Origin of the sequence: Sorangium sp. So ce887 (assembly GCF_051521455.1) — a bacterium.
GTDB lineage: Bacteria > Myxococcota_A > Polyangia > Polyangiales > Polyangiaceae > Sorangium.
This window is the reverse complement of sequence record NZ_CP150354.1, coordinates 9,069,424-9,093,281: the sequence shown is the minus strand read 5'-3', so window position 1 is coordinate 9,093,281 and position 23,858 is coordinate 9,069,424. Positions and strand designations below refer to the sequence as shown.

Below are 23,858 nucleotides of genomic sequence, written 5' to 3'. Positions count from 1 at the left end.
CGCTCCCATCGTGAAAGGAGTCCGCGATGAAGCTGGTGAAAGCGCTCGGTGCGCTGGCGCTGTCCGGGCTCGCGCTCGGCGCCGCGCAGCTCGCTGCAGCGGAGGACACGATACCCATCCAGGATCTCGTGATCGTCGAGGAGACGACGAGCCCGGCGCTCGCCGACGCCAGGATCCCCCCGGACGACCTCCCGTATCACCGGCCCTTCCGGCCCTATGGGGACTTCCGGCCGTACAGGCCATTCATGCCGTACAGGCCCTTCCGGCCGTATGGGCACTTCCGGCCGCACAGGCCGTTCGGGCCCCACGGTCCCTTCCATCCGTACGGGCATGACCACGGGCGGTCCGAGGCAACGCCGGCAGGGGACCTCCCCACGCCGGCCGTGAACTTCCAAGAGCGTCGCTGACCTCACGGCAGGAGCGGCGGTGGTGGCCGGATTTGAACATGAAGGCGGAAGGCGGGAAGGCGGGAAGAAGAGATCAAGGATCTTCCTGCCTTCCCGCCTTCATGTGAATCACTCCGGGGCAAATTAGGCCACCACCCGCCGCGCGGGATGGGCCGGTCCTCCAGGGCGGGGGCCATCGGAAGGGGGCCGCATGGGTGGAAGACAGCGACGTCGGGGCCTCGCCCTCATGGCCCTGGCCGCCGCCGCGGCGCACCTCGGCTGCGTCCTCCTCGGCGCGCTCCACGTCGACCTGCAGAGGGCAGGGCGGCTCGGCAGGGGGGTCGCTTATTACGGCGCGCTCTCCGGGGCCGACAGCAGCTACAACTTCTTTGCGCCCTCGGTCGGCGCGCTGCCCCGGGCGAGATTCCAGGTGACGGACGCGCGAGGGAGGGGGATCGACGACGTCCTCGAGTCCGGCGCGAACCCCGAGGCGCAGCTCCGGATCAGGAGCCTCGTCGCGCTCTTCGTGACAGAAGAGGACGCGTCGATGCGGCGCTCGCTCGCGGCCTCGTGGGCAGGCAAGGTGCTCGCGAGGTACACCGGCGCCGCGAGCGTGGTCGCCCGGGTGGAGATCTGTGACCTCCCCTCGATGCAGGAATACCGCGACGGCGAGCGGCCAGCGTGGAACCTGATCTACGAGGCGAAGCTCGTCCGGCAGCACAGGCCCCCGGCCGCCCCGCAGGAGAAGGGCGGCGCGCCGTGAGCGGGCCGAGCGGCGTCGCCGGCGCGGCGGGGCTCTCCCGCGCCGCCGGCTCGCCGGCGCCCGAGCGCGCGGCGGCTCCGGTCGGATGAGGTATCCTGCGCCCGATGCGCTCTCCCGACGCAGCCGGCTCCGGCGCCCCGCAGGCCGTCCACTCGCCCGCCGAGCTCTTCCATCGCGTTTTCGAGCTCCTCGCCGCCATGGAGGAGGCGCAGCGGGTCAAGGTCATCGATCTCGCGCGGCGCCTCATCCCCACCCTCACGGCCGAGGACATCCGCAACCCGCACGACTTTCCCGGCCTCGACGACCCCGACTGGCACTTCGAGGACGGGCAGCTCGCCGGCATCGAGGCCGTACGGTTTGCGCTCCGCGGTCTCGCGAGCGATGTTCTGGGGGATGGCGAAGGGCGCGAAGCGCGAGAGAGATCCGAAATCGGCGGCCAGCCCGGCGCGAGCCGCGAAGGCGGCGGCACGCAAGGCGAGTGAGGCGTTCTACCAGCCGTTCTCCACGCTCCGGCAGCTGACGAAGCCCAAGCCGGCCGCGGCGCCCGAAGCGAAGGCTAAGCCGGCCGCGGCGCCCGAAGCGAAGGCTAAGCCGGCCGCGACACCGGAAGCGAAGGCCAGGGCGAAGGCGGCCGCGGTGCCGGGCGCCGGCGCGGCGGCACGGACAGGCGCCGAGCCGGCGCCGCGACCCGTCGACCCCGAGACCTTCGCCATCTACATGGCAGGCGTCCGCGTGCTCGAGGACCGCGCGAACCGGATCCCGATCACCGCGAGCCGCGTCGAGCGCGCCGCGCCCCCGACGATCGTCGCCGATCCGGACGAGGAGGCGCGCTCGCGCATGCGCTCGCTCGTCATCGAGGGCATCAAGTTCGAGACCACGGACGACAGCGAGCGCATCGAAGGCAGGCGCCTCGACGTCGATCCGCGCGAGCTCAGGCGGCTCCGCCGCGCCCGCTACGCCGTCGACGGCACCCTCGATCTGCACGGCCTGAGGCTCGAGGCGGCGCGCGAGGCCGTCGAGGCCTTCGTCTGCAAGCGCCAGCGCGACGGCGACCGCGTCGTCGCCATCGTGCACGGCAAGGGCAACCACTCGCCCGGCGGGCACGCCGTGCTCCGCGGCGAGATCGCCGCCTGGCTCAGCAACGGCCGCGTCGCCCGCCACGTCGCCGCGTTCACGACGGCCCCGGACGTCGAGGGCGGCGCCGGCGCCGTGCTCGTGCTGCTCGCGCGATGATGCCGAAGGCGCGCGCCGAGCCCACCGAGGCGCCGCGGCACGCGCCGCGCTGCACCCTGCTGCCCGCCGTGCGCGCGGTCTGCCGCGGCCTCGTGCCGGCCGCGCGCGCGATGCGCCGCGGTCTCCTGCCCGCCGCCGCGCTGCTCGCCCTGCTGCCCGCGTGCGCGCCGGCGCCGGCCGCGGCGCCGTCGCCGCCGCCGAGGCCCGCGCCGTCCCCGCCGCCGTCGACGCTCGGCGACGGCGAGCTCGGCGAGTACCGCTCCGAGCGCTTCGATCTCCGGCTTCCGCTGCCCGACGCGCGCGGCTTCCGCGTCGAGGACGGCGGAGGCCCCTGGCTCGTCGCGACCCACGCCGCGTCGTCGACGTCGCTGCTCGTGCGCACCTGGCGCGCGGACGGCCGCGCGAGCCGCGCCGCGTGCGAGGCGCGCGCGCGGCTCTGGCGCGACCTGCCGCGCCCCGACCTTCGCCTCACCGCCGTGGAGCGCCGGATCGACGTGCCCGAGGGCTTCGACACCGTCGTGGCGATCGGCGTCGCCGACGCCCCGCCCGGCGCGCCGATCGACGGCTTTGCGGTCGCCTTCGGCGGCTCCGGCCGGCGCTGCTTCGCCTTCATCGCCGAGACGCGCGCCGCGGGCCCCTCCGCCGAGCGGCTCGTCGCCGAGCGGCTCGCCGCCGTGGTCGAGATCTCGCTCGGCGGCCTCCGCCTCGTGCGCGAGCTCGCGCCCGCCGTGCCGCGCGAGCCGCCGCCCTGAACCCCAGGCTCAGCGGTAGACGCCCCCGCGGGCGCGGGACTCGAGCGCCGCGGCGAGCTCCTCCTCGCCGATCGACCACGCTTCGGCCGACAGCTCGCGCGCCTCGGCGGGCTTGAGCGCCTCCACCGCGTGCGGCACGAAGCGCAGCCGCGACAGGGACAGGAGGCGCTCCAGCGCCTCGGACGTCACGCCGCTCTGGAGCTCCCTCCGCCACGCGCGATCGATCGCCTCGAGCCGCGCGGGGCTCTTCCAGGCGTCGGCGAGCACCACGCGGCCGAGCCGCGCGTCGATGGCGTCGATCCCCGTGGGCAGCGCGACGATCGCCTGCTGCGCCGCGCGCGCCGGATCGCCGAGGCCGAGCGAGAGCAGCGCCCGCGCCGCCTCGAGCAGCCGCGCCTCGTCGGGCCGGAGCGCGGCCCGATCCACAGACGGCAGCCGCTCCAGCGCGAGCGCGTACCGCTCGCGGCGCGCGGCGTCGACCACGGCGGCCAGCGCGCGCAGGACCCTCGCCGTCGGCGGCGAGAACCACGGATCCGCGCACCCGCTCGGCCGCTGCGCGGGGTCGTCGAGATCGAGGGCGGCGGCGCGCCACAGCGACGCGCGCGCGTCGAGGACGGCGCGCGAGGCCTGCACCGCGAGCAGGAAGAGCGCGACCGCGGGGAGCAGGCCCTTCGCGCCCCAGAGCTCGCCGAGGAGGCAGCTCGCCGCGACGAGGAGCGAGAGCAGCAGAACGAGCACCAGCCGGCGCCGACGCCTCGCGACGCCGCCCGCCGAGCGGGCAGCACCGTCCGTCGCGCCGACGACCTCGGCGCACCGCTCGAGCAGCCACGTCCAGGCAGATCCCACGTCCGCTGGATCAGGATGCCTGGCGCTACGCTTCCGCGCGAGGCCTTTCGATCTCGGCGCAGAGCGCCCGGGTGAAGTCGTCGGTGCTCGCGGCGCCGCCGAGGTCGCGTGTGCGCACCTGGCCTGCCCGGTAGACCGACGTGAGCGCCCGCTCGATCCGGTCGCCCGCCTCGTGCTCGCCGAGGTGCCGCAGCATCATCACGGCGCTCTGCACGAGCGCCGTCGGATTCGCGTAGCCCTTGCCCGCGATGTCCGGCGCCGACCCGTGCACCGCCTCGAAGACCGCCGCCTCGTCGCCGATGTTCGCGCCGGGCACGATCCCGAGCCCGCCGACAAGTCCGGCGCCGAGATCCGAGAGGATATCGCCGTACAGGTTCTCCGTCACGAGCACCCCGAGCTTGTTCGGATCGCGGACCATCGTCATGGCCGCCGCGTCGACGATCATCTCGCCGAGGTGGACCTCGGGGTGCTTGACGGCGACGCGCCGCGCGCAGTCGAGCGCGAGGCCGTCGGAGAGCTTCATGATGTTCGCCTTGTGGACGATCGTCACCTTGCTCCGGCCGTGCTGCTTCGCGTACTGGAACGCGAACTCGGCGATGCGGGTCGAGCTGCGCTCGGTCGTGAGCTTGATGCTCTGGGCCACGCCGGGCAGGATCATGAGCTCGAGCCCGGCGTAGAGCCCCTCGGTGTTCTCGCGCACGATGACCATGTCGACGTCGAACCGCGGCTCGACGCCCGGCAGGCTGCGGATGGGCCGCACGTTGGCGTAGAGGTCGAGCGTCTGCCGGAGCGTCACGTTGACCGACCGGAACCCGCCCCCGATCGGCGTCGTCACCGGGCCCTTCAGGGCGATCCGGTTCTTCCGCACGGCGTCGAGGACGGGGAGGGGGAGCGGCGAGCCCGTCAGCTTCGCGACCTCGATGCCCGCGTGGTGGATCTCCCAGTCGACGGTGACGCCGGCGGCGGAGATCACATCCTGAGTCGCGCTCACGACCTCCGGACCGATGCCGTCGCCGGGGATCAACGTGATGCGATAGGCCATGGGCCGTCCCCATAGCAGGTGTGCGGGCCGGAACAATGGGCAAGCGAGCTCGAGCGCGAGGGCGCGCGCCGCGCGCCGGTGGAGGCGCGGCGCCGGGGAAGCGCGCGGGAGGGCAACGTGGTGCGATGCGCCCTTTTACAACCGCGCGCGACCTCGCTAGGGTACGCCCCCGCACGGCCTGACGGGCCGCTGTCACCTGGAACCGGGCGCGGGCCGGGCCACCGGCTCGCGCTCATGTTCACCAACTAGATTGAAGGAGCGTGCTCATGCACCCTCGTGTCTTGAAAGGTCGCCGAACCGCTTTCGCGGCCTTCCTGCCTGTCGTGATCGCGTCGTCCTCGCTGGGGTGCGGCTACTCCGAGGAGGAGTGGAAGGCCCAGCTCGACAAGTACAGCCGCCTTCAGGGCCAGCACCAGACCACGGAAGGCCGCCTCGCCCAGACGCAGCAGGAGCTCGAGGCCGCCCAGGCGAAGATCGCGGAGCTGACGAGGCAGCTCGAGGCGGCCGGCGTCGACATCGGCAAGCTGAACGAGAACCTCCAGGCGACGAGCACGCAGGTGTCGCAGCTGAGCTCGACGCTCGAGGAGCGCGAGAAGGCGCTCGCCGAGTTCAAGGCGCGCGCCCGCCAGCTGGAGCAGATCAAGGCGCGGTTCGAGACGCTCAGGAAGAAGCTGGACGAGCTCACGAAGCTCGGCCTGGCGGTGAACATCCGGAACAACCGGATGGTCATCTCGCTGCCGGGGGACGTCCTCTTCGACTCCGGGCGCGAGTCGCTGAAGAAGGAGGGTAAGGAGATCCTCCTCAAGGTGGCGACGGTCATCACGAACGACAAGTCGCTGCTCCAGCGCGACTACCAGGTCGCCGGCCACACGGACAACAAGCCGCTGGCGGGCGGCCAGTTCCGCGACAACTGGGGCCTGTCGCTGATGCGCGCCCGCGAGGTGCTGCTGTTCCTCGTCAGCCCGCCCGACGTGAAGGGCGGCGGCGGCGCGCTCCCGGTCGCGAAATGGAGCGCCGCGGGCTTCGCGGAGACCGACCCGGTCGCGACGAACGACACGGACGAGGGGCGGCGCAAGAACCGCCGGTGCGATCTCATCGTGGTCCCGAGCGTCGAGGAGATGCTCGACCTCAAGGCGATCACGCAGTAGCCCGGGATCGCGCGGCGCGCGCCGCAGGAGAGCGCGCGCCGCCGGGGGAGCGCGGCGCCGAGCGGCGCCTCAGCCGCCAGGCGCGCGGCTGCCCGTGGCGCTCGTGACGCGGGGGCTCCGCAGCTCAGGGGAGCGGCGCGGCCGGGCAGGAAGCGTCGGTCGTCGCCTCGACGTCGTCGACATGCAAGGTCTCGTGGCCGAGCGGCTCGTCGCAGACGCCGCTGGCTCCTATCTTGAAGGAGAGGTGCTGGGGTCTGCCCGCCGTGCGCGGATCCAGGCAGATCGTCTGTTGCGTCCAGCTCTCGCTGGAAGGCAGGGTGGCGCCCGGGGTCGAGGAGGCGGTCGCCGCGTGGAGGTGGCTCGTGCGGTACCAGAACTTCAGCGCCGGGCCGGCCGTCGCCTCGGGCTCGGGCACCGTGAAGACGGTGGAGGCCGAGGGCTCCAGGCACGGCTTCTTCACGGACAGCGAGAGCGAGACATCGCCGGAGTGGGCGGTCGCCGCGTCGACGGCGAGCTTGGCGCTGCCACGCGCGGGATCGTCCGCGGTCAGGACCCATGTCGGCGAGAGGCTCGCGCCGGCGCCGGCGTTCTCGAAGCCGGGGTCGAAGAGCGGCGTGTCGCCGGGGCAACGATCGTCAGAGACGAAGGCGAGGTCATCCACCGTGAAATCGCGCTTGTTCTCGGCCGTGCACGGCTGGCTGTTCCGGTTCCGATAGGTGAAGGCGAGCCGGTGCGCCATGCCGAGCGCCCACCGGGGCAAGCAGACATGCGCGACCTGCGCCTCGCCCGTGCCCGTCAGGGCCGTCAGCTGGTGCGTGCTCAGCGTCACGTTGACGACCGCGCCCGGGCTGCCCTGGTTCCAGATGCGGAGCGCCGGGTTCGGCAACGCGGCGGAGGGCAACGGCGCCGAGACCGCGCCATCGAGCGAGGGATACTGGCAGAACAGCGTGGTGCCGATATGCCCGCCCTTGCCGCCGCCCTGGCCCAGGCCGCTCACGATCCCGGAGACACCGTTCTCCGGCGTCGCCGTCCAGCCGGCGGCGCCTCCCTCGAAGTCGCCGTTCAGCACCTGGCCCGGCAGGGGGCATTCGCTCATCTCATCCGGCCGAATCGCGACGTCATCGAAGGCCAGCGTATAGCCCTGCCCGGCCGCCTCATCGCACAGGGGAGACCTCCGGGACGGCCCGAGGAGCAGCTCGGCTGGCCCGCCATAGGCGCGCTCCCCCAGGCACACGCGCTGCGGGGCGAAGGACGAAGAGGGCATGAGATCGAGGTTGCTGAAACCCCCGTTGATGCGGACCCCGACGCCCGGGGGGCCGAGGCAGTCCATCGCGGCGTCGCACCCGATGCGCGCGGCGAACGTGAGGAGCAGCGGCTCGGCGCACGCGAGGTCCGGCATCGTGAGCTGCTGAGTGAAGCCCGCCATCTGGCACACCGCGTCTCTCCCGATGACCCCGGCCCCCGGGTTGCCGTTGCCCTCGGCCTCGGGGTGGACGAGCGCGGCGCCCGTGGTGCTCCAGGTGTCCGCGCTCTGGAACGAGGGATCCAGCGGGCCGCCCTGCCAGACGCACTCGCCGTCGACGATCGCGTATCCATCGGTGCAGGCACAGCCCGCGATACACACGCCGTCCACGCAGCGGAGCTCGCCGTCGCACCGGTCAAGGGATCCGCACGGGCAGCCTTCCTCGCCGGCAGGGCAGCCAGCGCCGCCCGCCTCCCCGCCAGCGCCGCCCGCGCTCTCGGCGCCGCCGCCGCCGTCGCCCACGCTCTCGGCGCCGCCGTCGCCGTCACCCGCGCTCTCGGCGCCGCCGTCGCCGTCGCCCGCGTTCTCGGTGCCGCCGTCGCCGTCGCCCGCGCTCTCGGCGCCGCCCGCGCCCGCGCTCTCGGTGCCGCCGCCGCCCGCGCTCTCGGCGCCGCCGCCGTCGCCGCCTTCACCACCGTCGCCCGCCGCGCCCGACGCTGCGGCGGCGGCGCTCGGCTCCGTCCCGGAGCAAGCGCTCGCGAGCGCGCCGATCACGGCGCAGCCACAGGTCAACGCGCGTGTCCACAGGATCATCTATTCAAGCTAGCGGGCGATACCTGCAGCGGCAAGGCGGATACCCTCTTTGAAAAACAAGATAGTTAACTAAGGAGATCTCTCAAGTGGTGTCGGGCAAAACCGGAGAGAGCGGCGCCGCGCGCTGAACACGAGCGCTCCGCGAGGCGCTCAATGCGCTCGAACACGCGTTGAGCGAGCGCGAGCGCCGGCCCGGTGGCGCGTCGCGCGAGCGGTGTATCCCCCACACGAGCTCCGCGGCGCGCGCGCGAGCGCCGGCGCGGCGCCGGCGGCCGTCCAGCGACTCACGACGTGCTCGGGACAGCGCGTCAACCGCCGGAGGCCGCGTCGGCCGTGTCGAGCGCCGCGGCGGGCACGAGGCTCGAGACGGGGCTCCCCCCGGCGGCCTCCGCGCCGAGGAAGGCCCGCAGCTCGGCGAGCAGCGGCCGCGACGCGCCCACGAAGGGCAGGTGATCGTCGCCCGGCAGCTCGACATAGCGCGCGCCGCGGAGGCGGCCGGCGAGATCGCGCCCGGCCGCCGCGGGGACGGCCCGATCGCCGGCCCGGTGCAGCACCAGCGACGGGGCGCTCACCTGGCCCAGCGCGGACCGGATGTCGGCCGCCGCGTGGGCCCGGAGCATGCGCGCCGCCCCGCTCGGGCTCGCGCCGTGGCGCAGGTACGCGGCCCAGGAGCGCCGGAACGCGCCGTCCTGCGCGGCCGAGGGGGCGAGTCGATCGAGGAAGAGCGGCTCGCCCCAGCCGCTCCGCAGCGCGCGCTCGGCCTCCTCGACGCCGTCGCCGGCGAGGCCGAAGAGGCACCCGGGCCAGGCCGCCATCTGCGCCGCGCTCCCGAGCGCGACAAGCGCGCGCGCCCGCGCCGGGTGCGCCGCCGCGAGCAGCGCGCACGGCGCGAAGCCGCCGCCGACGCCGAGGAGCGCCGCCCGCTCCACGCCCGCCGCGTCCAGCACGGCGAGCAGATCCTCCGCCTGCTGCTCGGCAGGCGCGCCGGCGCCCTCGCGCTCGCTCATGCCGGTGCCGCGCTGATCGAGCACGATGAGCCGCGCCCCCGCGCCGAGCTCGACGAAGAACCGGGACATGCGCGCGTCCTCCCACGCGGCCTCCACGTGCGTCACCCACCCCTGGACGAGCACCAGATCGAGCGGCCCGTCGCCCACGGCCCTGTAGGCCAGGCTCGCGTCCGCGCTCGTGGCGAACCGGGTCTCCGCCGCGCGCAGCTGCGCCGGCGCCCGCGTCGAGGAGACGGCCGCCCCCCGCGCAGCCTCGAGCCCGCGCCGCATCGCCTCGGCGAGCTGCGCGTACGCGCCCGCCCACGCCCGCGCGGTGGCGGGCGCCCACGCGTCGCCCTCCAGCTCCTCGAGCGCCTCGAGCAGCGCCCGGCCCACGGCGTCGAAGTGCTCGGGCAGCGCGGCGTAGGACGCGTGGCGGCGGCCGAGCGCCTCGAGCATCTCGACCAGCTTGTCCGGCGCGCGCAGGTTGTCGATCACGAGCTGCAGCGCCGCGGCGAGCTTGAGCCGCTGCTCGCGCATGTCCGGCGGGAACAGCGCCCGGAGCGCCGGCTCGCGGGCGAAGAGCCGCTCGTAGAAGCGCGTCACGAGCTCCTCGGCGCGCGGCGCGAGGCGCGCGAAGGAGGCGCTCACGACGTCCGCGTCCGTCTCCCGCGCCCCCGCGCTCGCAGGCCCGGAGCGCACGATGTGGAACGCCCGGCAGAGCGCCTCGGTCTCCTCGAGCGCGGCCTGCACCTCCTCGGCCGACGCGAAGCGCGCATCGGGATCGCGCAGGACGCAGCGATCGATGATCGCCGCGAGCATCTCCGGGATCTCGGGGCAGAGCGAGCGCAGCGGCGGGAGCGCCCGCGCGGTCACCCAGCTGGCGATGGCGTGCACGTCGAGCCCCGCGTGGGGCAGCCGGCCCACGCACAGCTCGTAGAGGACCAGCCCGAGCGCGTAGACGTCGGAGTGGAGCGTGCCGGCGGTCCCGGTCCAGAGCTCCGGCGCGAGGTAGAGCGGCGTGCCCATCATCATGCCGCCGTCGGTCAGGCCGGCGGTCTCCAGCGAGCCGAACGCGCGGGCCTCCACGGGGATGGCGGTCGTCACCGCCGATGCGTCCGCGGGCGCCCAGCGCGCGGGCGCGGCGGGGACCTTCGGCCCGGGGTGCCGGCCCGCGTCGAGGCCGCCTTCGGCGGGCTGGTCGACGAGCTTGGCGAGCCCGAAGTCGAGCAGCTTCACCTCGCCGCTCGCGTCGAGCATCACGTTCGCCGGCTTGATGTCGCGGTGCAGGACGCCCCGCCGGTGCGCCGCGGCGAGCCCGCGCGCGAGGCCGAGCGCGATGCGCAGCGCGGCCGGCCACGGGACCGGCTTCGAGAGCAGCTCGAGCGGCTCGCCCTCGACGAACTCGTAGGCGATGTACGGCCGCCCGCGCACCTCGCCGATCCGGAAGACGGCGACGACGTTGGGGTGCTGGAGGCGCGCGATCGCGCGGGCCTCGACGCGCAGCCGCTCGATGGTCTTCGGATCGGGGTTGTCCGCGGCGACGAACTTGAGCGCGACGGGCCGGTCGAGGACGTCGTCGTGGGCGAGGTACACCTGCCCCATGCCCCCGCGGCCGAGCGGCCTGATCACGCGGTAGTCGCCGAAGGCGGAGGGCGGCGCCCACGGCTCCGAGGACGACGGCGGCGGCGCTTCCTCGTCGGAGCACCGCTGCGTGGTGGGGAGGAGGAGCGGCGCGCCGACGTCGCTCTCGCTCGGGGGCACCGAGATCAGGGCGCGGCAGTCGGCGCAGCCGTCCACGTGCCCGCGGACCTCCTCCGCGGCCTCGTGCGGGAGGTTGCCCTCGAGCCAGGCGGCCAGGGCGTCTTCGGACGGGCACGGGCTCATCTGCTGCGGTTCTCCGGAGCGGCATTCTCCATGCACGCCGTGGTCTGCGCAATGGCCGCGCGGGCTCTGCCGCGTCGCGCTGCCCCGCCGCCGTCGCGCGACGGAGCCCGTCTGTCCCGGCCGCGCCGTGTCAACGCGCGGCGCCGACCGGCGCAGGAGCGCGCTGGCGGAGCGCACGTGAGGGAGGGTCGGCTGTGGACTGGTGCGGCCGGGGTGTCACGATCCGGAATTCTATGAGCGAGCCGAAGGCACCGCCGAGCCCAGCGCCCCGGTCGGAGACGGTGCGGCACACACTCCTGGAGGAGCTCCGCAGGGGCGCCGCGACCGCATGGGAGCTCTCCACCCGACTCGGGCTGCGCGAGCGCGACGTGACGCCGCACCTCGAGCACCTCGCGCGCTCGCTGCGCGCGCGCGGCGAGCGGCTCTCGGTGACGCCGGCGCACTGCCTGCGGTGCGGCTACGCGTTCGACGAGCGGCGCTCGCTCGCGAAGCCGAGCCGCTGCCCGGCGTGCCGGGGGGAGCGCATCGAGGCGCCGCGTTTCCGGGTCGACACCGGCGGCGGGTGACGCTCCCGGCGGCCGCTCACAGCGCCGGCCGGTCGAGCGGCTCGGGGCGCCTCCGCTGCGCGGCGCGGGCCTCCACCTCGCCGAGCAGGCGCGGGCCCGCGCGCTCGCCCGCGCCGGCGAAGAACGCGCGGGCGCGGGCGAGGTCGCCGTGCGCCGCGTAGAGCTCGACGAGCTCTCGCTCCGCGGCCTCGTCGATCGTCGCCTCGAGCGAGCCCGCGGGCGCGGGGCCGAGCCGCACGATCGCGCGCAGCGCCTCCAGGGCCTCCTCGACGGCGTCTCTGCCGCCGAGCCCCCGCAGGCTCCACGACTTCACGTAGAGCGCGCGCTTTCGCAGCGCCGCGCCTGCGGCGCCGCCGAGCGCGCCGTCGCAGGCGCTCACGGCCTCGTCGAGGCGCCCCGCCGCGAACGCCAGGTTGGCCAGCGCGAGGTGGGCCTCGGGCGCCTCGCGCGACGCCGGGTGCTCGAGGGCGAGCTGGCGCAGCCGCGCCTCGGCGCCGCGCAGGTCCCCGCTGTCCTGGAGCGCCAGCGCGAGCCCGAGGAGCGCCGGGGGCCGCTGCTTCGCCTCGCGCAGCGCCGGCGCGTCGACGAGCGCGGCGTAGGCCGCCGCGGTCCTCGCCAGCACCCGCGCCGCCTCTGCCTCGAGCGCCGCCCGCCGCGTCTCGGCGCGCTCGCCCGCGGCGCCGGCCTCCGCGGCTTCATCGAGCACGAAGAGCTGCACGCCGATCACGCGGCGGCGGCTCGCCAGCGATTCCGCTTCGCGGAAGAGCGGCTCCGCCGCCGCGCTCGCGCCGGGGGCCGCGTCTGGGCCGGGGGCTGCGCGCGCGCCCGCGCCTGGGGCGGCGCCTCCGCCGGCGCGCGCCGGAGCTCCCTGCGCGGCGCACGCCGCCGATGCGAGGGCGAGCGCCGCGACGGCGGCGAGCCGCCGCGCCGCCCCCCTGCGCGGTTCCGTGAAACTCCCGGCGGCCTTCGCTGCGCGCTTCAGCACCCGTGACACTCCCTCTCCCTCGTGAGCCGATGGCAGCAGACGACGCGAAGCGCCGCGCGCATCGGCGAGCCGAACGGCGCGGGAAGATAGCGGCGTGCGCCGCAGGGACCAGGCCAATCCGCGGCGAGCGCGCCGATTCTCGCCCTGAACCGCGCGGAGAACAGGGCCTTTCGAGCGCCCTGCGGGGCGGACCACACGCGGCGCGTGAGGCGGAGCGAGGCGCCGCCGAGCCCACGCCGGGAGCGCGCACCGCCTCGGCCCGCCCATTGCGTCTTGGCCTTCATCTTCCCCGTCCGAGCCGTCGCTTCACACCCGGCGGGGAACGCACCGAGATGGAGAGTCACGACATGGCGACAAAAGGGAACTGCATCCCGTTCACGATTCCCACGATGCCGCGCCTCGGGCTCGCCGACCTCGAGGACCGCTTCAGGCGCCTTTCGCTCCTGATGTACGACACGAGCGTTCCGCTCGCGACGCTGGAGAAGGAGGTCTATCCCTACCTCGCCCCTGGTATCGAGTTCGTCAATCCGTGGCGGCGCGTCCGCGGCGTCGAGACGTACCAGGTCGACCTCTCCGGAGCTCGAGGCGGCGCCCGTTTCGACCTCGACATCGCCCAGCTGAGCGTCCGGCTCTGCGAGCGGCGCGACGCGGGCCGCGCCCTCGTGGACAGCACCCTCTACCTGAGGCTGTTCCCGCGCTGCGCGTACGCCGTGCGGATGCTCCTGACCTACGAGTTCGACATGATCGACGGAGGCGAGAGCTTCAAGGTCACGCGCCACGAGGAGAGCTGGCGCATCGGGGACATCCTCCGGAACGCCCCGCTGATCGGCCGCTCCTACGATGTCTTCCGGTCCTGCTCGGGTTACCTCTTCACCGGGGCGGTGCTCCTGTCCCGCGCCCTCGCCGGCCGGCCGGCCGGCCCCGAGGCCGCGCGGGATGCGCCGGCGCCCTCGCGCTGAGGGGCGCGCGGGCGTTCCGCTTGACGAGCTCAGCGCGCCGCGATACGACTCTCCTCGTGAGCCACCATCTCACCGCGACCACGACGACCACGACCCGCACCGGCGGGCTGGGTCTCGTGTGCATGCGGTGAGCTGACAATCACACGAGAAACCAAGCCCCGCCGGGATCCGGACGGGGCACGTCGCTTTGCAGCGCTCCGTCTGGCCGGCCACCGCCGACGGAGACTGACATGCTCGACGAAGACGATCATCGTTATCTAGGCCAGCGCCTCGACCTGTTCCACCTGCAGGAGGAGGCGCCCGGCATGGTGTTCTGGCACGCGCGCGGCTTCACGCTCTATCGCCTCCTGGAGGAGGCGGTCCGGCGCCAGATGATGCGTGACAGCTATCGAGAGGTCCGCACCCCGCTGATCCTGCGGCAGGCGATCTGGAAGACCAGCGGCCACTGGGACAACTTCTCTTCCAACATGTTCCGGCTGTCCGAGGAGGATCACGCCGCCGCCATCAAGCCCGTGAACTGCCCGGGTCACATGCAGATCGTGGCGCGCATGGCGCCGTCGTACCGGGATCTGCCGCTGCGGATCGGCGAGCTCGGCATGGTGCACAGGGACGAGCCGAGCGGCACGCTGCACGGCCTCTTCCGCCTGCGGCAGTTCACCCAGGACGACGGCCACATCTTCTGTGTCGAGGAGCAGATCGAGGCCGAGGTCGTGCGTTTCGCGAGCGCGCTCCGCGACTTCTATGCCGGCTTCGGCTTCCAGGACATGGCGGTCGGCTTCTCGACGCGCCCCGCCGAGCGCCACGGGAGCGACGCCGTGTGGGACCGGGCGGAGGCGGCGCTGTCCGCCGCGGCGAGGAGCGCGGGGCTCGAGTACCGGTTGCAGCCCGGGGAAGGGGCCTTCTACGGGCCCAAGCTCGAGTTCGTGCTGCGCGACCGGCTCGGGCGGAGCTGGCAATGCGGGACGATCCAGCTCGATCTGGTGCTGCCGGAGCGCTTCGATATCACCTATGTCGATGCGTCGGGCGCGCGCCGGCGACCCGCCATCCTCCACCGCGCGTTGTTCGGCAGCGTGGAGCGCTTCCTCGGCATCCTGCTCGAACATTACCGGGGCGCGCTGCCGCTCTGGCTATCGCCCGAGCAGGTCGTCGTCGCGCCGGTGACAGGCGCGCAGCGGGCTTACGCCGAGGAGGTCCTCCAGCGCCTCCAGCAGAAGGGAGTGCGCGCGATCCTCGACGCGGGCGACGATACGCTGTCGCGGAAGATCGCCCTCGCGCACGCGGCCTCGATCCCCCTCGTGGCGGTGGTAGGCAAGCGCGAGGCCGAGCGCCGCTCCGTGGCGCTCCGGGAGCGCGAGGGCGGACAGCAGCGCGAGCTCCCGCTCGACGAGGCGGTCGTCGAGGTCGTGCGGCGGTGTGAGCCGCAGGCCTGAGCGCGCGCCGGCGATCTCCCGGAACCGATCGCCGGCGCGCGTGTCGTACGGATCCCCGGCGCCCGTTGGACCCCGGCCCGGGGACCCGTACGACAACCCTCGTCCCACCCACGGAGCCACATGGGATCTCTGCCGCCCGGGCCGAAGTCGTTCAACCTCGTGGACTACATCCGCTCTGGATTCATCTCCTCCGAGCCCATCTTCAAGCGCTACGCCGCCGAGCATGGCCCCACGTTCCGCGTGAAATCGCCGAACGGGATGCTGACCCTCACGGGCGACCCGGAGGTCATCCGCGCGGTCTACACGGCCGACCCCGACACGTTCGATGTCTGGGGCGCCGAGCTGACGGAGCCGGTCTTCGGGACGACCTCGGTGGTCGTGACGACGGGCGCCCGGCACCGGCGCGATCGGAAGCTGCTCGGGCCGCCATTCAGCGCCGGCGCGATGCGAGGTTATGGCAACGCGATCGCGGACATCAGCCTGGACGTGGCGTCGCGGTGGCGGCCGGGCCGCTCCTTCTCGATGCTCGCGGCGACCCAGGCGATCGCGCTCGACGTGATCGTCCGCGTGGTCTTCGGCGTGAAGGGCGAGGAGCGCGTCGGCAGGACGCGCGAGGCCGTGCTCGGGCTCATCGACTCGCTCAGCCCGAGCCTCTTCGTCGTCCCCGCGCTCCGGCGCGAGTTCGGCGGCTTCGGCCCCTATGCGCGCAACCGGCGCGCGGCCAGGGCGCTCGACGCGCTGTTGATCGAGGAGATCCAGCGGAGGCGCGCGGCGGGGGACGCCTCGCAGGACATCCTGGGCCTGATGATGAGCGCCCGCCACGACGACGGCGGGGGCATGAGCGACGTCGAGATCGCGGATCAGCTCCGCGCGATCCTGTTCGCGGGCCACGAGACGACGGCCATGTCGCTCGGGTGGGCGATGTACTGGTTGCACCGCGAGCCGGCCGTGCTCGCGCGCCTCGTCGCCGAGATCGACGCGCTCGGCCCGTCGCCCGGGCCGGACGCGCTCGCGTCGCTGCCGTACCTGGAGGCGGTGTGTCTGGAGGCGCTCCGCATCCACCCGCCGGTGGCGGACGTCGGCCGCGTCGCGAAGCGGCCGTTCCAGCTCGGGGTCTATACCCTCCCGGCCGGCGAGGCGGTCGCCGCCTCACCGCTGCTCCTGCACGCCCGCGAGGAGCTCTACCCGTCGCCCGAGCGATTCCGCCCTTCCCGCTTCCTCGATCGGAAGTTCTCTCCGTTCGAGTTCATCGCCTTCGGCGGCGGCGCCCGCCGGTGCCTGGGCGCGGCGTTCGCGATGTACGAGATGAAGATCGCCCTCGGCGCGATCCTCGGGAGATACCGGCTCCGGCTCGAGAGCCAGGCGCCGATCCGGCACGTGCGCCGCGGGCTCACGATGGGGCCGAGCGGGCGGTTGGAGATGATCCTGGAGGGCGAGCGGGAGAGGCCCAGGGCGGACGGCCGTACTGCCTCGGTTCAGGGCAGCCAGGCGGACGCGGTGCTCCAGGGCGCCGCGTCGCAGTTTGGAGCGCGGTGCCCCATGGGCTTCTCCTGAGCGCCGCTCGCCGGTCTCCCTCCCGCGTCGCCGGCCGGGGGCGGGCCGCGACGCTCATCGAACGATCTCCTGCTCCCGGTCGCGCCGACCCGCGCTGCGGCGCCGCTCCACGAGGAGCGGTAATCCGTCCCGCGGCACGAGCGCCCGCCGGCCGCCGGCGCCCGCCTCGTACCCGGCCGGCAGCTCGAACCGGAAATCCCGCACCAGCGCCGCAAGCATGAGCTTCATCTGCAGAACCGCGGTCCGCTCGCCGATACACTTGCGCATCCCGAGCCCGAAGGGGAGGTACGCCGCCGACGGGCGCTCCACGTGCCATGCCGAGCCCGGCAGAAAGCGCTCCGGGAGAAACGTTTCTGGATCGTTCCAGTACTGAGGGAGCCGCTGCACGACATAGGGGCTCACGAGGACCTCGTTTCCCGCGCTCACCGCGTGCGGCCCGTGGCGGAACTCCCTCCGCGCCTCGCGCGCCAGCACCCATACCGGCGGGTGCAGCCGCAACGTCTCCAGCACCACCGCCGACAGCAGCGGGGCGCGCTCCTCCTCCGCTCCCCGCGCGCCGATCGCGTCGAGCTCCTCCTCGAGGCGACTCCGTACCTCCGGACGCTGCGCGAGCTCGCAGAGCGCCCACGCCGATGCGGCGGCCGTCGGCACGTGCGTCACAAGCATCATCACGATCTCGTCGATCAGGGCCTGTTCGTCCATCTGGCCGGCGTCCACCGCGCGCACGAGCGGATCCAGCAGATCGAGGGATCCGGGGTTCCCTGCGGCCCTGCGATGCTCCGCCGCCTTCAGGATGGACGCCGCGAGCGCCTCCCTGGCCCGGTCATACGCCGCCTCGTCGTCCGCGGTGTGCCCGAGCCATGCTTCCACCTGGGGCAGCTCGGTCGCGATGTGCTCCACGACCCGCTCTCCCGCATCCCCGAGGAGCAGCATCGACGCGCTCCGCAGGGCGACGTCCTCGAGCACCGGCATCACCGCGCGCGCCTCGCCTGCGCGCAGCCGCCCGAGCCCCTCGCGCACGACGCGCTCGGCGCCGTCGGCGCGCGCGAGGACCGCCTCCCGCTGAAACGCCGGCGCGAGCGCCCGCCGGCGCTCCAGGTGCTCGCTCCCCTCGAGGCGGGCGACGCTCTTTGGATAGGCGTCCTGCATCCGGTGCGGCGGCGTCTTGTCCGTGAAGCCTTCCCGGTCCGAGAACACCCTCTGGATCGCGGCCGGATCCGAGACGGCAAAGCACGCCTGCAGCCCCAGCCGGAACCGGAAGAAATCGCCGTACGCCAGCGTGCCGTCGAGCAGGAAGGCGAGAGGATCCGCACGGAACTCCGGCCAGGAGCCGTGCAAAGGGTGCCCTTTCGGACCGGGGGATCGGATCATGGCCAGCTCTCCTCGCTCGAGGGCGCGCGCGTGGTGTTCAGGAAGGCAGCAGAGCGCCGGCGTCCGAGGGCGCGCGGAGGCTCAGGTACACCGCTGCGTGGCTCAGGTCCGAGGGCGCGCGGAGGCTCAGGTACACCGCTGCGTGGCTCAGGTCCGAGGGCGCGCGGAGGCTCAGATAGACCACCGGAACCCCGGAGTCATAGGCCGAGGCGCCGGGCTCCGCGCGCACGTGCTCCTCGTAAGCCCTCGTGAGCTCCTGCGCGGTGCACGCGCAGCCCGCCTCGGCGGCGATCGCGACGATGCGCGTCATGTCCCCGTCCGCCTCGGCCATCTTCTCCGCGAGGCGCTCGTCCACCTCGACCCGCGCCAGGAACGCGCGCGCGTCGCTCCTCTTCGCGTCTCCTGCCCTCATCCCCTGGTTCATGCTCGAAAAACCGGTCGTAGCGAGCTGTCCGTCCATGTGCGCAGACCTCCTTCGGGGCCACGGAACCGCGGCGGCGGCGTGCCGCGCGCGTCCGTTGTCTCGCATCCCCAGAGCAGGTCCCGCGCCAGCGCCGCGGGGCCGCGAAATGGGGCGAAAAGGCGCGAAAAGGCGCCCTCGCAGGGCCCGTTGCGCGCGCGGTCGCGCGAGTTGCGCGAGCGCTTGCGCAACTCGCGCAGCCGCTCCTCCCTGGACCGCCCCTGCGGCCCGCGTTACTGCCGGCGCTGCTCACCGGGAAGGAGACGCGATGCCGAAGACCGAGAAGGAAAAGATGCTGGCGGGCGAGCCGTACGACTTTCGCGATCCACAGCTGTGCGCCGAGCGGCGCCGCGCGCGCGATCTCTGCCAGGCGCTGAACGCCACCCGCGACGAGCAGCAGGACGAGCGCGCCCGCCTGATCCAGGAGCTGTTCGGCGCGCCGGTCATCGCCTGGATCGAGCCGCCGTTCTACTGCGATTACGGCACCAACATCTCGCTCGGCGAGAGGGTGTTCTTCAACTTCAACTGTGTTGTCCTCGACGTCGGGCCGGTGCGCATCGGCGACAACGTCCTCTTCGGACCGACCGTGCAGATCTACACCGTGAACCACCCGATGTCCGCCGCGGAGCGGCGCACCGGCGTGGAGTTCTCCCGCCCGGTCGACATCGGCTCCGACGTGTGGGTCGGTGGCGGCGCGATCCTCTGCCCCGGCGTGCGGATCGGCGCCGGCACGGTGATCGGCGCCGGCAGCGTCGTCACCCGCGACATCCCGGGCGGCGTGTTCGCCGCCGGCAACCCGTGCCGCGTGGTGCGCCAGCTGGACCAGCAAGGGGCATGAGGCGCGCCGCAGAAGGCTGAGCTCGCGGAGCGGCCAGAGATCGGCCGGCGCGGGCTATCCCCGGTCCGCGTACTTCCGCTCGGCGCGCCGCAGGATCGGCGAAAAGACCTGCGCGAGCACCCACCACAGCCCGCGCTCCTCGTGGCACATGCGCCGCGCGTCCACGGGCTCGCCGGCACCGGAGCGCGCGAGCCGCTCGAGCCCCGCGGAGAGGGCCCGGCCATGGAGGGTGCGGACAGCGGGCTCGTCCGCCCTCGGCCGAGATCCCGCTCCGGAGAGGCCGGACCGGCTTGTGATCCGGTCGAACGGCTCCAGGTTGTCCTTCCATACCCACTGTACGAGGAGAGCCATGCTGCAAAAACCCATCGAAGGTGCGTGTTTCCTGTGCGAGACCGGCGCGGCGCGCTGGAACGATCCGGCAGCCGCCAGGGATCCTGCCGAGGCAGGCCACGAGAGGGACGGCCTCGCGCGGCGGCTCGACGAGCTGAGGAGCGGGCGGTGCACCCCGGAGGAGCTCCGGTCCCACCTCCTGCAGATGTGCGCGATGTGCCAGAAGGTGCTGATGGATGTGGGCGAGGGCGCGACGAAGGAGGAGGTCATCTCCCGGCTCGAGTACCGCGTCGCGCGCCTGCGGGACGTGGCGCGCGCCGAGGGCGGGGCCGCGGGCTGAAGCCGCGGCGCGTCCGTCAACGCCGCGCGTGCCGCGTGCCGCAAGCGCGCGACTCAGCGGGCGGACATGGACGATCTGGGCGCCGGCCGCGGAAGAGAGGAGCGCGAGCGAGAGGGAGACCGACGTGCAGGCGAGGCGACAAGGACGGATCACGACCGTCCTTGTTCATGCGATCTCGCGAGGCGCCGCGAGCGCGCTCGTACCGTCCGAACATCGCGAGGGCGACGGCGACGCGCCGCACGGAATCGCGGGCGCGCCGCGCGGAACCGGGCGAGCGGCGCCGGGGAATTCGCGTGCGGGGAGGTCGGATCACCCACTACGCTGGGCACCTCCTCGAACCGCGAAGGTTGCCATGAGCGATGACATCGTCGAGCTGACCACGAAGCACACGTACGGCACCTGGCGCGCCCAGCGCGGCTGGAAGCCGATCCACGTCACCCGCGCGGAGGGCTGCGCGTTCTGGGATGCGTCCGGCAAGCGCTATCTGGACCTGTCCTCGCAGCTCATCTGCTCGAACCTCGGACACCAGAACGAGGCCGTGATCGAGGCGATCTGCGCGCAGGCGAGGCAGCTCGCCTACATCAGCCCGGCGCACACGTGCGAGGTGCGGGTCAGGGCGGCGCAGAAGCTCCTGGAGGTGATGCCGAAGGGGCTCGACAAGTTCTTCTTCGCGACGTCGGGCACGGAGGCGAACGAGGCGGCGTTCAAGATGGCGCGGCTCTACACGGGCAAGCACAAGATCATCGCGCGCTACACGTCGTACCACGGCTCGACGGCGGGCTCGGTCGCCGCGACGGGCGACTTCCGCCGCTGGTTCATCGAGCCGGCGGGCAAGATCCCGGGCGTGGTGTTCGGCCCGGAGGTGAACTGCTATCGCTGCCCGCTCGGCCGGAGCTACCCCGAGTGCGGCGTCGCGTGCGCCGACTACCTGGCTTACATGATCGACCACGAGGAGAACGTGGCGGCGGTGCTTGTCGAGCCGATCGTGGGCACGAACGGCGTCCTCGTCCCGCCGCCCGAGTACCTGCCGCGGCTCGCCGAGGTCGCGCGGAAGCGCGGGGTGCTCCTGATCGCCGACGAGGTGATGAGCGGCTGGGGCAGGACCGGAAAGTGGTTTGCTGTCGATCACTGGGGGGTGGTGCCAGACATCCTGACGACCGCGAAGGGCGTGACGAACGCGGCCGCGCCGCTCGGGGTCGTGGCGACGTCCCGCGCGATCGCGGACTACTTCGATGACAACATGTTCCCTCACGGCCACACCTACGAGGCCCACCCGCTCACGCTGGCCCCGGTGGTCGCCGCGATCGACGAGTATCGCCGGCTGGACCTCCTGAACCGCGCGACGAAGATGGGAGAGATCGTGGGCGAGAAGCTCCGCGCCCTCAAGGAGAAGCACCCCTCGATCGGCGATGTGCGCGGGATCGGCCTGTTCTGGGCGGTGGAGCTCGTGAAGGACCGCGCGACGAAGGAGCCGTTCAACGTGCCGCAGGACAAGGCGGCCCGGCGGCCCCTCGTGGTCGACGCGGTGGTCGCCGAGGCGGCGAAGCGTGGAGTGTCGCTCATGGGGTGGGTGAGCCACCTGCTCGTGGCGCCGCCGCTCATCATCAGCGAGGCGGAGATCGAGGAGGGGATCGCGGCGCTCGACGCGGCGCTCGACGTCGCCGACCAGAAGCTCTCGGCCTGAGGCGCTCCGGGGGCCAGGCGATCGTCCGCCGCTGTCGGGCCAGCCTGGCCCGACAGCGGCGGGGGATCGGGCTGCCGTGCTATGCTCGCCGTATGATGGCACGCACGAACGGCTTGCCGACCCGTCCGCCCCGGAACACGGGGCCGATCGAGCTGCGGGACTTCGGGCCGAACGGCCGCCGGCTGGGTACGCCCGACGACTGTCACGACGGCAGCCCGTGGGAGCTGCACCGCGGGGAGCTGATCGAGCAAATGGGGAGCAAGGATATCCACGGCATCGTGATGGCCCTCCTCGCTGCCCTGTTCCGCACGCACGCGCGCGAGGGGTTCACGGTGATGAGCGACGTGTACTGCGACCTCAGCGACCCGGCGGGGCCGTCGCTCCGGGCGCCGGACGTGGTGGTCGTGGGCGACCTCTCGTCGCCGCGGAACGACGCCTACCGCGGCACGCCCGTGCTGGCCGTGGAGATCCGGGGCACGCAGTCGAAGCGCTACCTCGAGGAGAAGGTGAAGCTCTACCTGGAGCACGAGTGGCCGTGGGTGTGGATCGCGCACGCGGAGCGGCGGGAGCTCGAGGTCGTGCGGCCGGGGACGGCGTCGATCACCTACCGGCTGGGCACCGAGGTGCCGCTCCTGCCGGAGCTGGGCAAGCACGGCCTCGGCGCCGTGCCGGTCGCGGCGCTGTTCGAGGAGCGCGACGCGTCGCGGTTCACCGACGAGTGGGTCGAGGCGCGCACCCAGTCGCGCGCGATCCTGGCGGTGCTCTCGGCGCGGGGGCTCGCGGTGCCCGAGGCGGTGCGGGCCCGGGTGCTCGCGTGCGAGGACCCGGCGGCGCTGGAGCGATGGCTGACCAGCGCGGCGACGGCGGCGAGCGGGGCGGCGTTCGCGGCGGCGGTGGACCGAGGGTGACGCCGGCGGCCGTCACCGGCCCGAGGGGGCCGGCGGCGGCGCCGAGCCGCGAGCGCACGCGGCGGCGCGCCCGAGGAGCAGCTCGCGCTCGCGTGCGTTGCGCGTGAGCGACGCGGCGCGCTCGAACTCCGCGCGCGCCTCGTCGAGGCGGCCGAGCTTCGCGAGGAGGTCGCCGCGCACGCTCGGCAGGAGGTGGTAGCCCTCCAGGGCGCGCTCCGAGGCCAGCGCATCGACGGCGGCGAGGCCCGCCGCCGGGCCGAGCGCCATCGAGAGCGCGACGGCGCGGTTCAGCTCGACGATGGGCGACGGCGTGACCTGGGCGAGCGACGCGTAGAGCGCCGCGATGCGCGCCCAGTCCGTCTCCGCCGCGGTGCGCGCCCGCGCGTGGCAGGCGGCGATCGCGGCCTGGAGCGCGTAGGGCCCGTGCGCGCCGCCGAGCTGCTCGGCGCGGGCGAGCGCCGCGAGGCCGCGCCGGATCAGGAGGTGATCCCAGCGGGCGCGGTTCTGATCCAGGAGCAGGATGGGCTGCCCCGACGGGCCGACCCGCGCCCCGGTGCGCGACGCCTGGATCTCCATGAGCGCGACGAGGCCGTGGACCTCCGGCTCCTTCGGGACGAGCTCGGCCAGGATGCGGCCGAGGCGGAGCGCGTCCTCGCAGAGGGCAGGCCGCATCCAGTCGTCGCCGGCGGTCGCCGAGTAGCCCTCGTTGAAGACGAGGTAGACGACCTGGAGGACCGACGACAGGCGGGGGGCGAGGTCGGCCCCGCGGGGGACCTCGAAGGGGACGCGCGCCTCGGCGAGGGTCCGCTTGGCCCGGACGATGCGCTGGGCGACGGTCGGCTCGGGGACGAGGAACGCGCGCGCGATCTCCTCGGTCGTCAGGCCTCCGAGCAGGCGGAGCGTGAGCGCCACCTGCGCCTCGGTCGAGAGGACCGGGTGGCAGGCGGTGAACACGAGGCGCAGGAGATCGTCGCCGACATCGTCGTCGAGCGCGGCCTCCAGGTCGGGCGCGGCCATCGCGCGCTGGGCCTCGAGCTCGTGGCCGAGCTCCTCGTGCTTGCGATCGAGCCGCTTGCTCCGGCGGAGCTCGTCGATGGCGCGACGCTTCGCGGTGGCCATGAGCCACGCGCCCGGGTTGTCCGGGACGCCCGACTCCGGCCACCGCTCGAGCGCGGTGACGAGCGCGTCCTGCGCGAGCTCCTCGGCGAGGCCGACGTCGCGCACCATCCGCGCGAGGCCGGCGATGAGCCTTGCCGACTCGATCCGGAAGACCGCGTGGATCGCGCGATGCGCGTCGGGAGCCGTCACGGCGCTCGATCAGAGCACCTTCCTCC

At 73.6% G+C, this 23,858-nt stretch carries 23 protein-coding genes; 14 read left to right on the top strand and 9 right to left on the bottom strand.

Features of this window, described 5'->3' with window-relative positions; genetic code table 11:
• Window positions 1–26: 26 nt before the first annotated feature.
• The 5 genes from WMF36_RS33975 (at window position 27) to WMF36_RS33955 (ending at window position 3,134) form a co-directional block, all read left to right on the top strand.
• On the top strand, window positions 27–407 hold the full coding sequence (locus WMF36_RS33975) for a hypothetical protein (protein WP_437574947.1): 381 nt from the start codon (window positions 27–29) through the stop codon (window positions 405–407).
• Between the two features lie 190 nt (window positions 408–597).
• Complete coding sequence (locus WMF36_RS33970) at window positions 598–1,149, top strand: hypothetical protein (protein WP_437574946.1); 552 nt, start codon at window positions 598–600, stop codon at window positions 1,147–1,149.
• A gap of 104 nt (window positions 1,150–1,253) precedes the next feature.
• Window positions 1,254–1,631 (top strand): hypothetical protein, encoded by a 378-nt coding sequence (locus WMF36_RS33965; protein ID WP_437574945.1) that lies wholly within the window; start codon window positions 1,254–1,256, stop codon window positions 1,629–1,631.
• Window positions 1,543–2,382 (top strand): Smr/MutS family protein, encoded by an 840-nt coding sequence (locus WMF36_RS33960; RefSeq protein ID WP_437574944.1) that lies wholly within the window; start codon window positions 1,543–1,545, stop codon window positions 2,380–2,382. The genes WMF36_RS33965 and WMF36_RS33960 overlap by 89 nt, the downstream gene beginning before the upstream one ends.
• Entirely contained in the window at window positions 2,379–3,134 is a 756-nt protein-coding gene (locus tag WMF36_RS33955) for a hypothetical protein (protein WP_437574943.1), read from the top strand. The genes WMF36_RS33960 and WMF36_RS33955 overlap by 4 nt, the downstream gene beginning before the upstream one ends.
• Window positions 3,135–3,143: 9 nt before the next feature.
• Here WMF36_RS33955 and WMF36_RS33950 read toward each other — a convergent pair whose 3' ends face one another.
• Entirely contained in the window at window positions 3,144–3,980 is an 837-nt protein-coding gene (locus WMF36_RS33950; RefSeq protein ID WP_437574942.1) for a hypothetical protein, read from the bottom strand.
• 25 nt (window positions 3,981–4,005) lie between these two features.
• Window positions 4,006–5,022 (bottom strand): isocitrate/isopropylmalate dehydrogenase family protein, encoded by a 1,017-nt coding sequence (locus WMF36_RS33945; RefSeq protein ID WP_437574941.1) that lies wholly within the window; start codon window positions 5,020–5,022, stop codon window positions 4,006–4,008.
• Window positions 5,023–5,345: 323 nt separating this feature from the next.
• On the opposite strand from WMF36_RS33945, the gene WMF36_RS33940 reads away from it, so the two are divergent.
• Entirely contained in the window at window positions 5,346–6,170 is an 825-nt protein-coding gene (locus WMF36_RS33940; RefSeq protein ID WP_437479494.1) for an OmpA family protein, read from the top strand.
• Between the two features lie 124 nt (window positions 6,171–6,294).
• On the opposite strand, the gene WMF36_RS33935 is transcribed toward WMF36_RS33940, so the two are convergent.
• Entirely contained in the window at window positions 6,295–8,226 is a 1,932-nt protein-coding gene (locus WMF36_RS33935; protein ID WP_437574940.1) for a hypothetical protein, read from the bottom strand.
• Between the two features lie 308 nt (window positions 8,227–8,534).
• The gene (locus WMF36_RS33930; protein WP_437574939.1) at window positions 8,535–11,099 is read right to left on the bottom strand and encodes an alpha/beta fold hydrolase; all 2,565 of its coding nucleotides are present in this window, start codon (window positions 11,097–11,099) and stop codon (window positions 8,535–8,537) included.
• Between the two features lie 233 nt (window positions 11,100–11,332).
• Between WMF36_RS33930 and WMF36_RS33925 the strand changes: the two genes are divergently transcribed.
• On the top strand, window positions 11,333–11,665 hold the full coding sequence (locus WMF36_RS33925) for a transcriptional regulator (protein WP_437574937.1): 333 nt from the start codon (window positions 11,333–11,335) through the stop codon (window positions 11,663–11,665).
• Between the two features lie 16 nt (window positions 11,666–11,681).
• On the opposite strand, the gene WMF36_RS33920 is transcribed toward WMF36_RS33925, so the two are convergent.
• The gene (locus tag WMF36_RS33920) at window positions 11,682–12,650 is read right to left on the bottom strand and encodes a hypothetical protein (RefSeq protein ID WP_437574936.1); all 969 of its coding nucleotides are present in this window, start codon (window positions 12,648–12,650) and stop codon (window positions 11,682–11,684) included.
• 347 nt (window positions 12,651–12,997) lie between these two features.
• Here WMF36_RS33920 and WMF36_RS33915 point away from each other — a divergent pair, with 347 nt between their 5' ends.
• The 3 genes from WMF36_RS33915 (at window position 12,998) to WMF36_RS33905 (ending at window position 16,593) form a co-directional block, all read left to right on the top strand.
• A complete protein-coding gene (locus tag WMF36_RS33915) occupies window positions 12,998–13,609 on the top strand; it encodes a hypothetical protein (RefSeq protein WP_437574935.1) in 612 nt (203 codons plus the stop codon).
• Between the two features lie 230 nt (window positions 13,610–13,839).
• Window positions 13,840–15,039, top strand: coding sequence for a threonine--tRNA ligase (gene thrS / locus WMF36_RS33910; RefSeq protein ID WP_437479485.1), 1,200 nt, complete (start codon window positions 13,840–13,842; stop codon window positions 15,037–15,039).
• 120 nt (window positions 15,040–15,159) lie between these two features.
• On the top strand, window positions 15,160–16,593 hold the full coding sequence (locus tag WMF36_RS33905) for a cytochrome P450 (RefSeq protein ID WP_437574934.1): 1,434 nt from the start codon (window positions 15,160–15,162) through the stop codon (window positions 16,591–16,593).
• Between the two features lie 54 nt (window positions 16,594–16,647).
• On the opposite strand, the gene WMF36_RS33900 is transcribed toward WMF36_RS33905, so the two are convergent.
• Window positions 16,648–17,964, bottom strand: a complete 1,317-nt coding sequence (locus WMF36_RS33900; RefSeq protein WP_437574933.1) for a cytochrome P450 — start codon at window positions 17,962–17,964, stop codon at window positions 16,648–16,650.
• 37 nt (window positions 17,965–18,001) lie between these two features.
• Window positions 18,002–18,424, bottom strand: coding sequence for a Nif11-like leader peptide family RiPP precursor (locus WMF36_RS33895; protein WP_437574932.1), 423 nt, complete (start codon window positions 18,422–18,424; stop codon window positions 18,002–18,004).
• Window positions 18,425–18,692: 268 nt separating this feature from the next.
• Between WMF36_RS33895 and WMF36_RS33890 the strand changes: the two genes are divergently transcribed.
• Window positions 18,693–19,262: a sugar O-acetyltransferase gene (locus tag WMF36_RS33890; RefSeq protein WP_437574931.1), complete on the top strand. Its 570-nt coding sequence runs from the start codon at window positions 18,693–18,695 to the stop codon at window positions 19,260–19,262.
• Between the two features lie 54 nt (window positions 19,263–19,316).
• On the opposite strand, the gene WMF36_RS33885 is transcribed toward WMF36_RS33890, so the two are convergent.
• The gene (locus tag WMF36_RS33885) at window positions 19,317–19,613 is read right to left on the bottom strand and encodes a hypothetical protein (protein ID WP_437574930.1); all 297 of its coding nucleotides are present in this window, start codon (window positions 19,611–19,613) and stop codon (window positions 19,317–19,319) included.
• On the opposite strand from WMF36_RS33885, the gene WMF36_RS33880 reads away from it, so the two are divergent.
• The 3 genes from WMF36_RS33880 (at window position 19,612) to WMF36_RS33870 (ending at window position 22,524) form a co-directional block, all read left to right on the top strand.
• Window positions 19,612–19,932 carry a hypothetical protein gene (locus WMF36_RS33880; protein ID WP_437574928.1) on the top strand — a complete coding sequence of 107 codons (321 nt, stop codon included), beginning with the start codon at window positions 19,612–19,614 and terminating at the stop codon, window positions 19,930–19,932. The genes WMF36_RS33885 and WMF36_RS33880 overlap by 2 nt on opposite strands.
• A gap of 352 nt (window positions 19,933–20,284) precedes the next feature.
• Window positions 20,285–21,616, top strand: coding sequence for an aminotransferase family protein (locus tag WMF36_RS33875; RefSeq protein ID WP_437574927.1), 1,332 nt, complete (start codon window positions 20,285–20,287; stop codon window positions 21,614–21,616).
• A 92-nt stretch (window positions 21,617–21,708) separates the two neighbouring features.
• A complete protein-coding gene (locus WMF36_RS33870) occupies window positions 21,709–22,524 on the top strand; it encodes a Uma2 family endonuclease (protein ID WP_437574926.1) in 816 nt (271 codons plus the stop codon).
• A gap of 12 nt (window positions 22,525–22,536) precedes the next feature.
• Here WMF36_RS33870 and WMF36_RS33865 read toward each other — a convergent pair whose 3' ends face one another.
• On the bottom strand, window positions 22,537–23,832 hold the full coding sequence (locus WMF36_RS33865) for an RNA polymerase sigma factor (protein ID WP_437574924.1): 1,296 nt from the start codon (window positions 23,830–23,832) through the stop codon (window positions 22,537–22,539).
• Between the last annotated feature and the right edge of the window lie 26 nt (window positions 23,833–23,858).

Excerpts from the sequence above, each read along its gene's own strand:
- WMF36_RS33975 (WP_437574947.1), top strand. The coding sequence starts at position 27 with ATGAAGCTGGTGAAAGCGCTCGGTGCGCTGGCGCTGTCCGGGCTCGCG.
- WMF36_RS33970 (WP_437574946.1), top strand. The coding sequence starts at position 598 with ATGGGTGGAAGACAGCGACGTCGGGGCCTCGCCCTCATGGCCCTGGCC.
- WMF36_RS33965 (WP_437574945.1), top strand. The coding sequence starts at position 1,254 with ATGCGCTCTCCCGACGCAGCCGGCTCCGGCGCCCCGCAGGCCGTCCAC.
- WMF36_RS33960 (WP_437574944.1), top strand. The coding sequence starts at position 1,543 with ATGGCGAAGGGCGCGAAGCGCGAGAGAGATCCGAAATCGGCGGCCAGC.
- WMF36_RS33955 (WP_437574943.1), top strand. The coding sequence starts at position 2,379 with ATGATGCCGAAGGCGCGCGCCGAGCCCACCGAGGCGCCGCGGCACGCG.
- WMF36_RS33945 (WP_437574941.1), bottom strand. The coding sequence starts at position 5,022 with ATGGCCTATCGCATCACGTTGATCCCCGGCGACGGCATCGGTCCGGAG.
- WMF36_RS33935 (WP_437574940.1), bottom strand. The coding sequence starts at position 8,226 with ATGATCCTGTGGACACGCGCGTTGACCTGTGGCTGCGCCGTGATCGGC.
- WMF36_RS33930 (WP_437574939.1), bottom strand. The coding sequence starts at position 11,099 with ATGAGCCCGTGCCCGTCCGAAGACGCCCTGGCCGCCTGGCTCGAGGGC.
- WMF36_RS33925 (WP_437574937.1), top strand. The coding sequence starts at position 11,333 with ATGAGCGAGCCGAAGGCACCGCCGAGCCCAGCGCCCCGGTCGGAGACG.
- WMF36_RS33915 (WP_437574935.1), top strand. The coding sequence starts at position 12,998 with ATGGCGACAAAAGGGAACTGCATCCCGTTCACGATTCCCACGATGCCG.
- thrS (WP_437479485.1), top strand. The coding sequence starts at position 13,840 with ATGCTCGACGAAGACGATCATCGTTATCTAGGCCAGCGCCTCGACCTG.
- WMF36_RS33905 (WP_437574934.1), top strand. The coding sequence starts at position 15,160 with ATGGGATCTCTGCCGCCCGGGCCGAAGTCGTTCAACCTCGTGGACTAC.
- WMF36_RS33900 (WP_437574933.1), bottom strand. The coding sequence starts at position 17,964 with ATGATCCGATCCCCCGGTCCGAAAGGGCACCCTTTGCACGGCTCCTGG.
- WMF36_RS33895 (WP_437574932.1), bottom strand. The coding sequence starts at position 18,424 with ATGGACGGACAGCTCGCTACGACCGGTTTTTCGAGCATGAACCAGGGG.
- WMF36_RS33890 (WP_437574931.1), top strand. The coding sequence starts at position 18,693 with ATGCCGAAGACCGAGAAGGAAAAGATGCTGGCGGGCGAGCCGTACGAC.
- WMF36_RS33880 (WP_437574928.1), top strand. The coding sequence starts at position 19,612 with ATGCTGCAAAAACCCATCGAAGGTGCGTGTTTCCTGTGCGAGACCGGC.
- WMF36_RS33885 (WP_437574930.1), bottom strand. The coding sequence starts at position 19,613 with ATGGCTCTCCTCGTACAGTGGGTATGGAAGGACAACCTGGAGCCGTTC.
- WMF36_RS33875 (WP_437574927.1), top strand. The coding sequence starts at position 20,285 with ATGAGCGATGACATCGTCGAGCTGACCACGAAGCACACGTACGGCACC.
- WMF36_RS33870 (WP_437574926.1), top strand. The coding sequence starts at position 21,709 with ATGATGGCACGCACGAACGGCTTGCCGACCCGTCCGCCCCGGAACACG.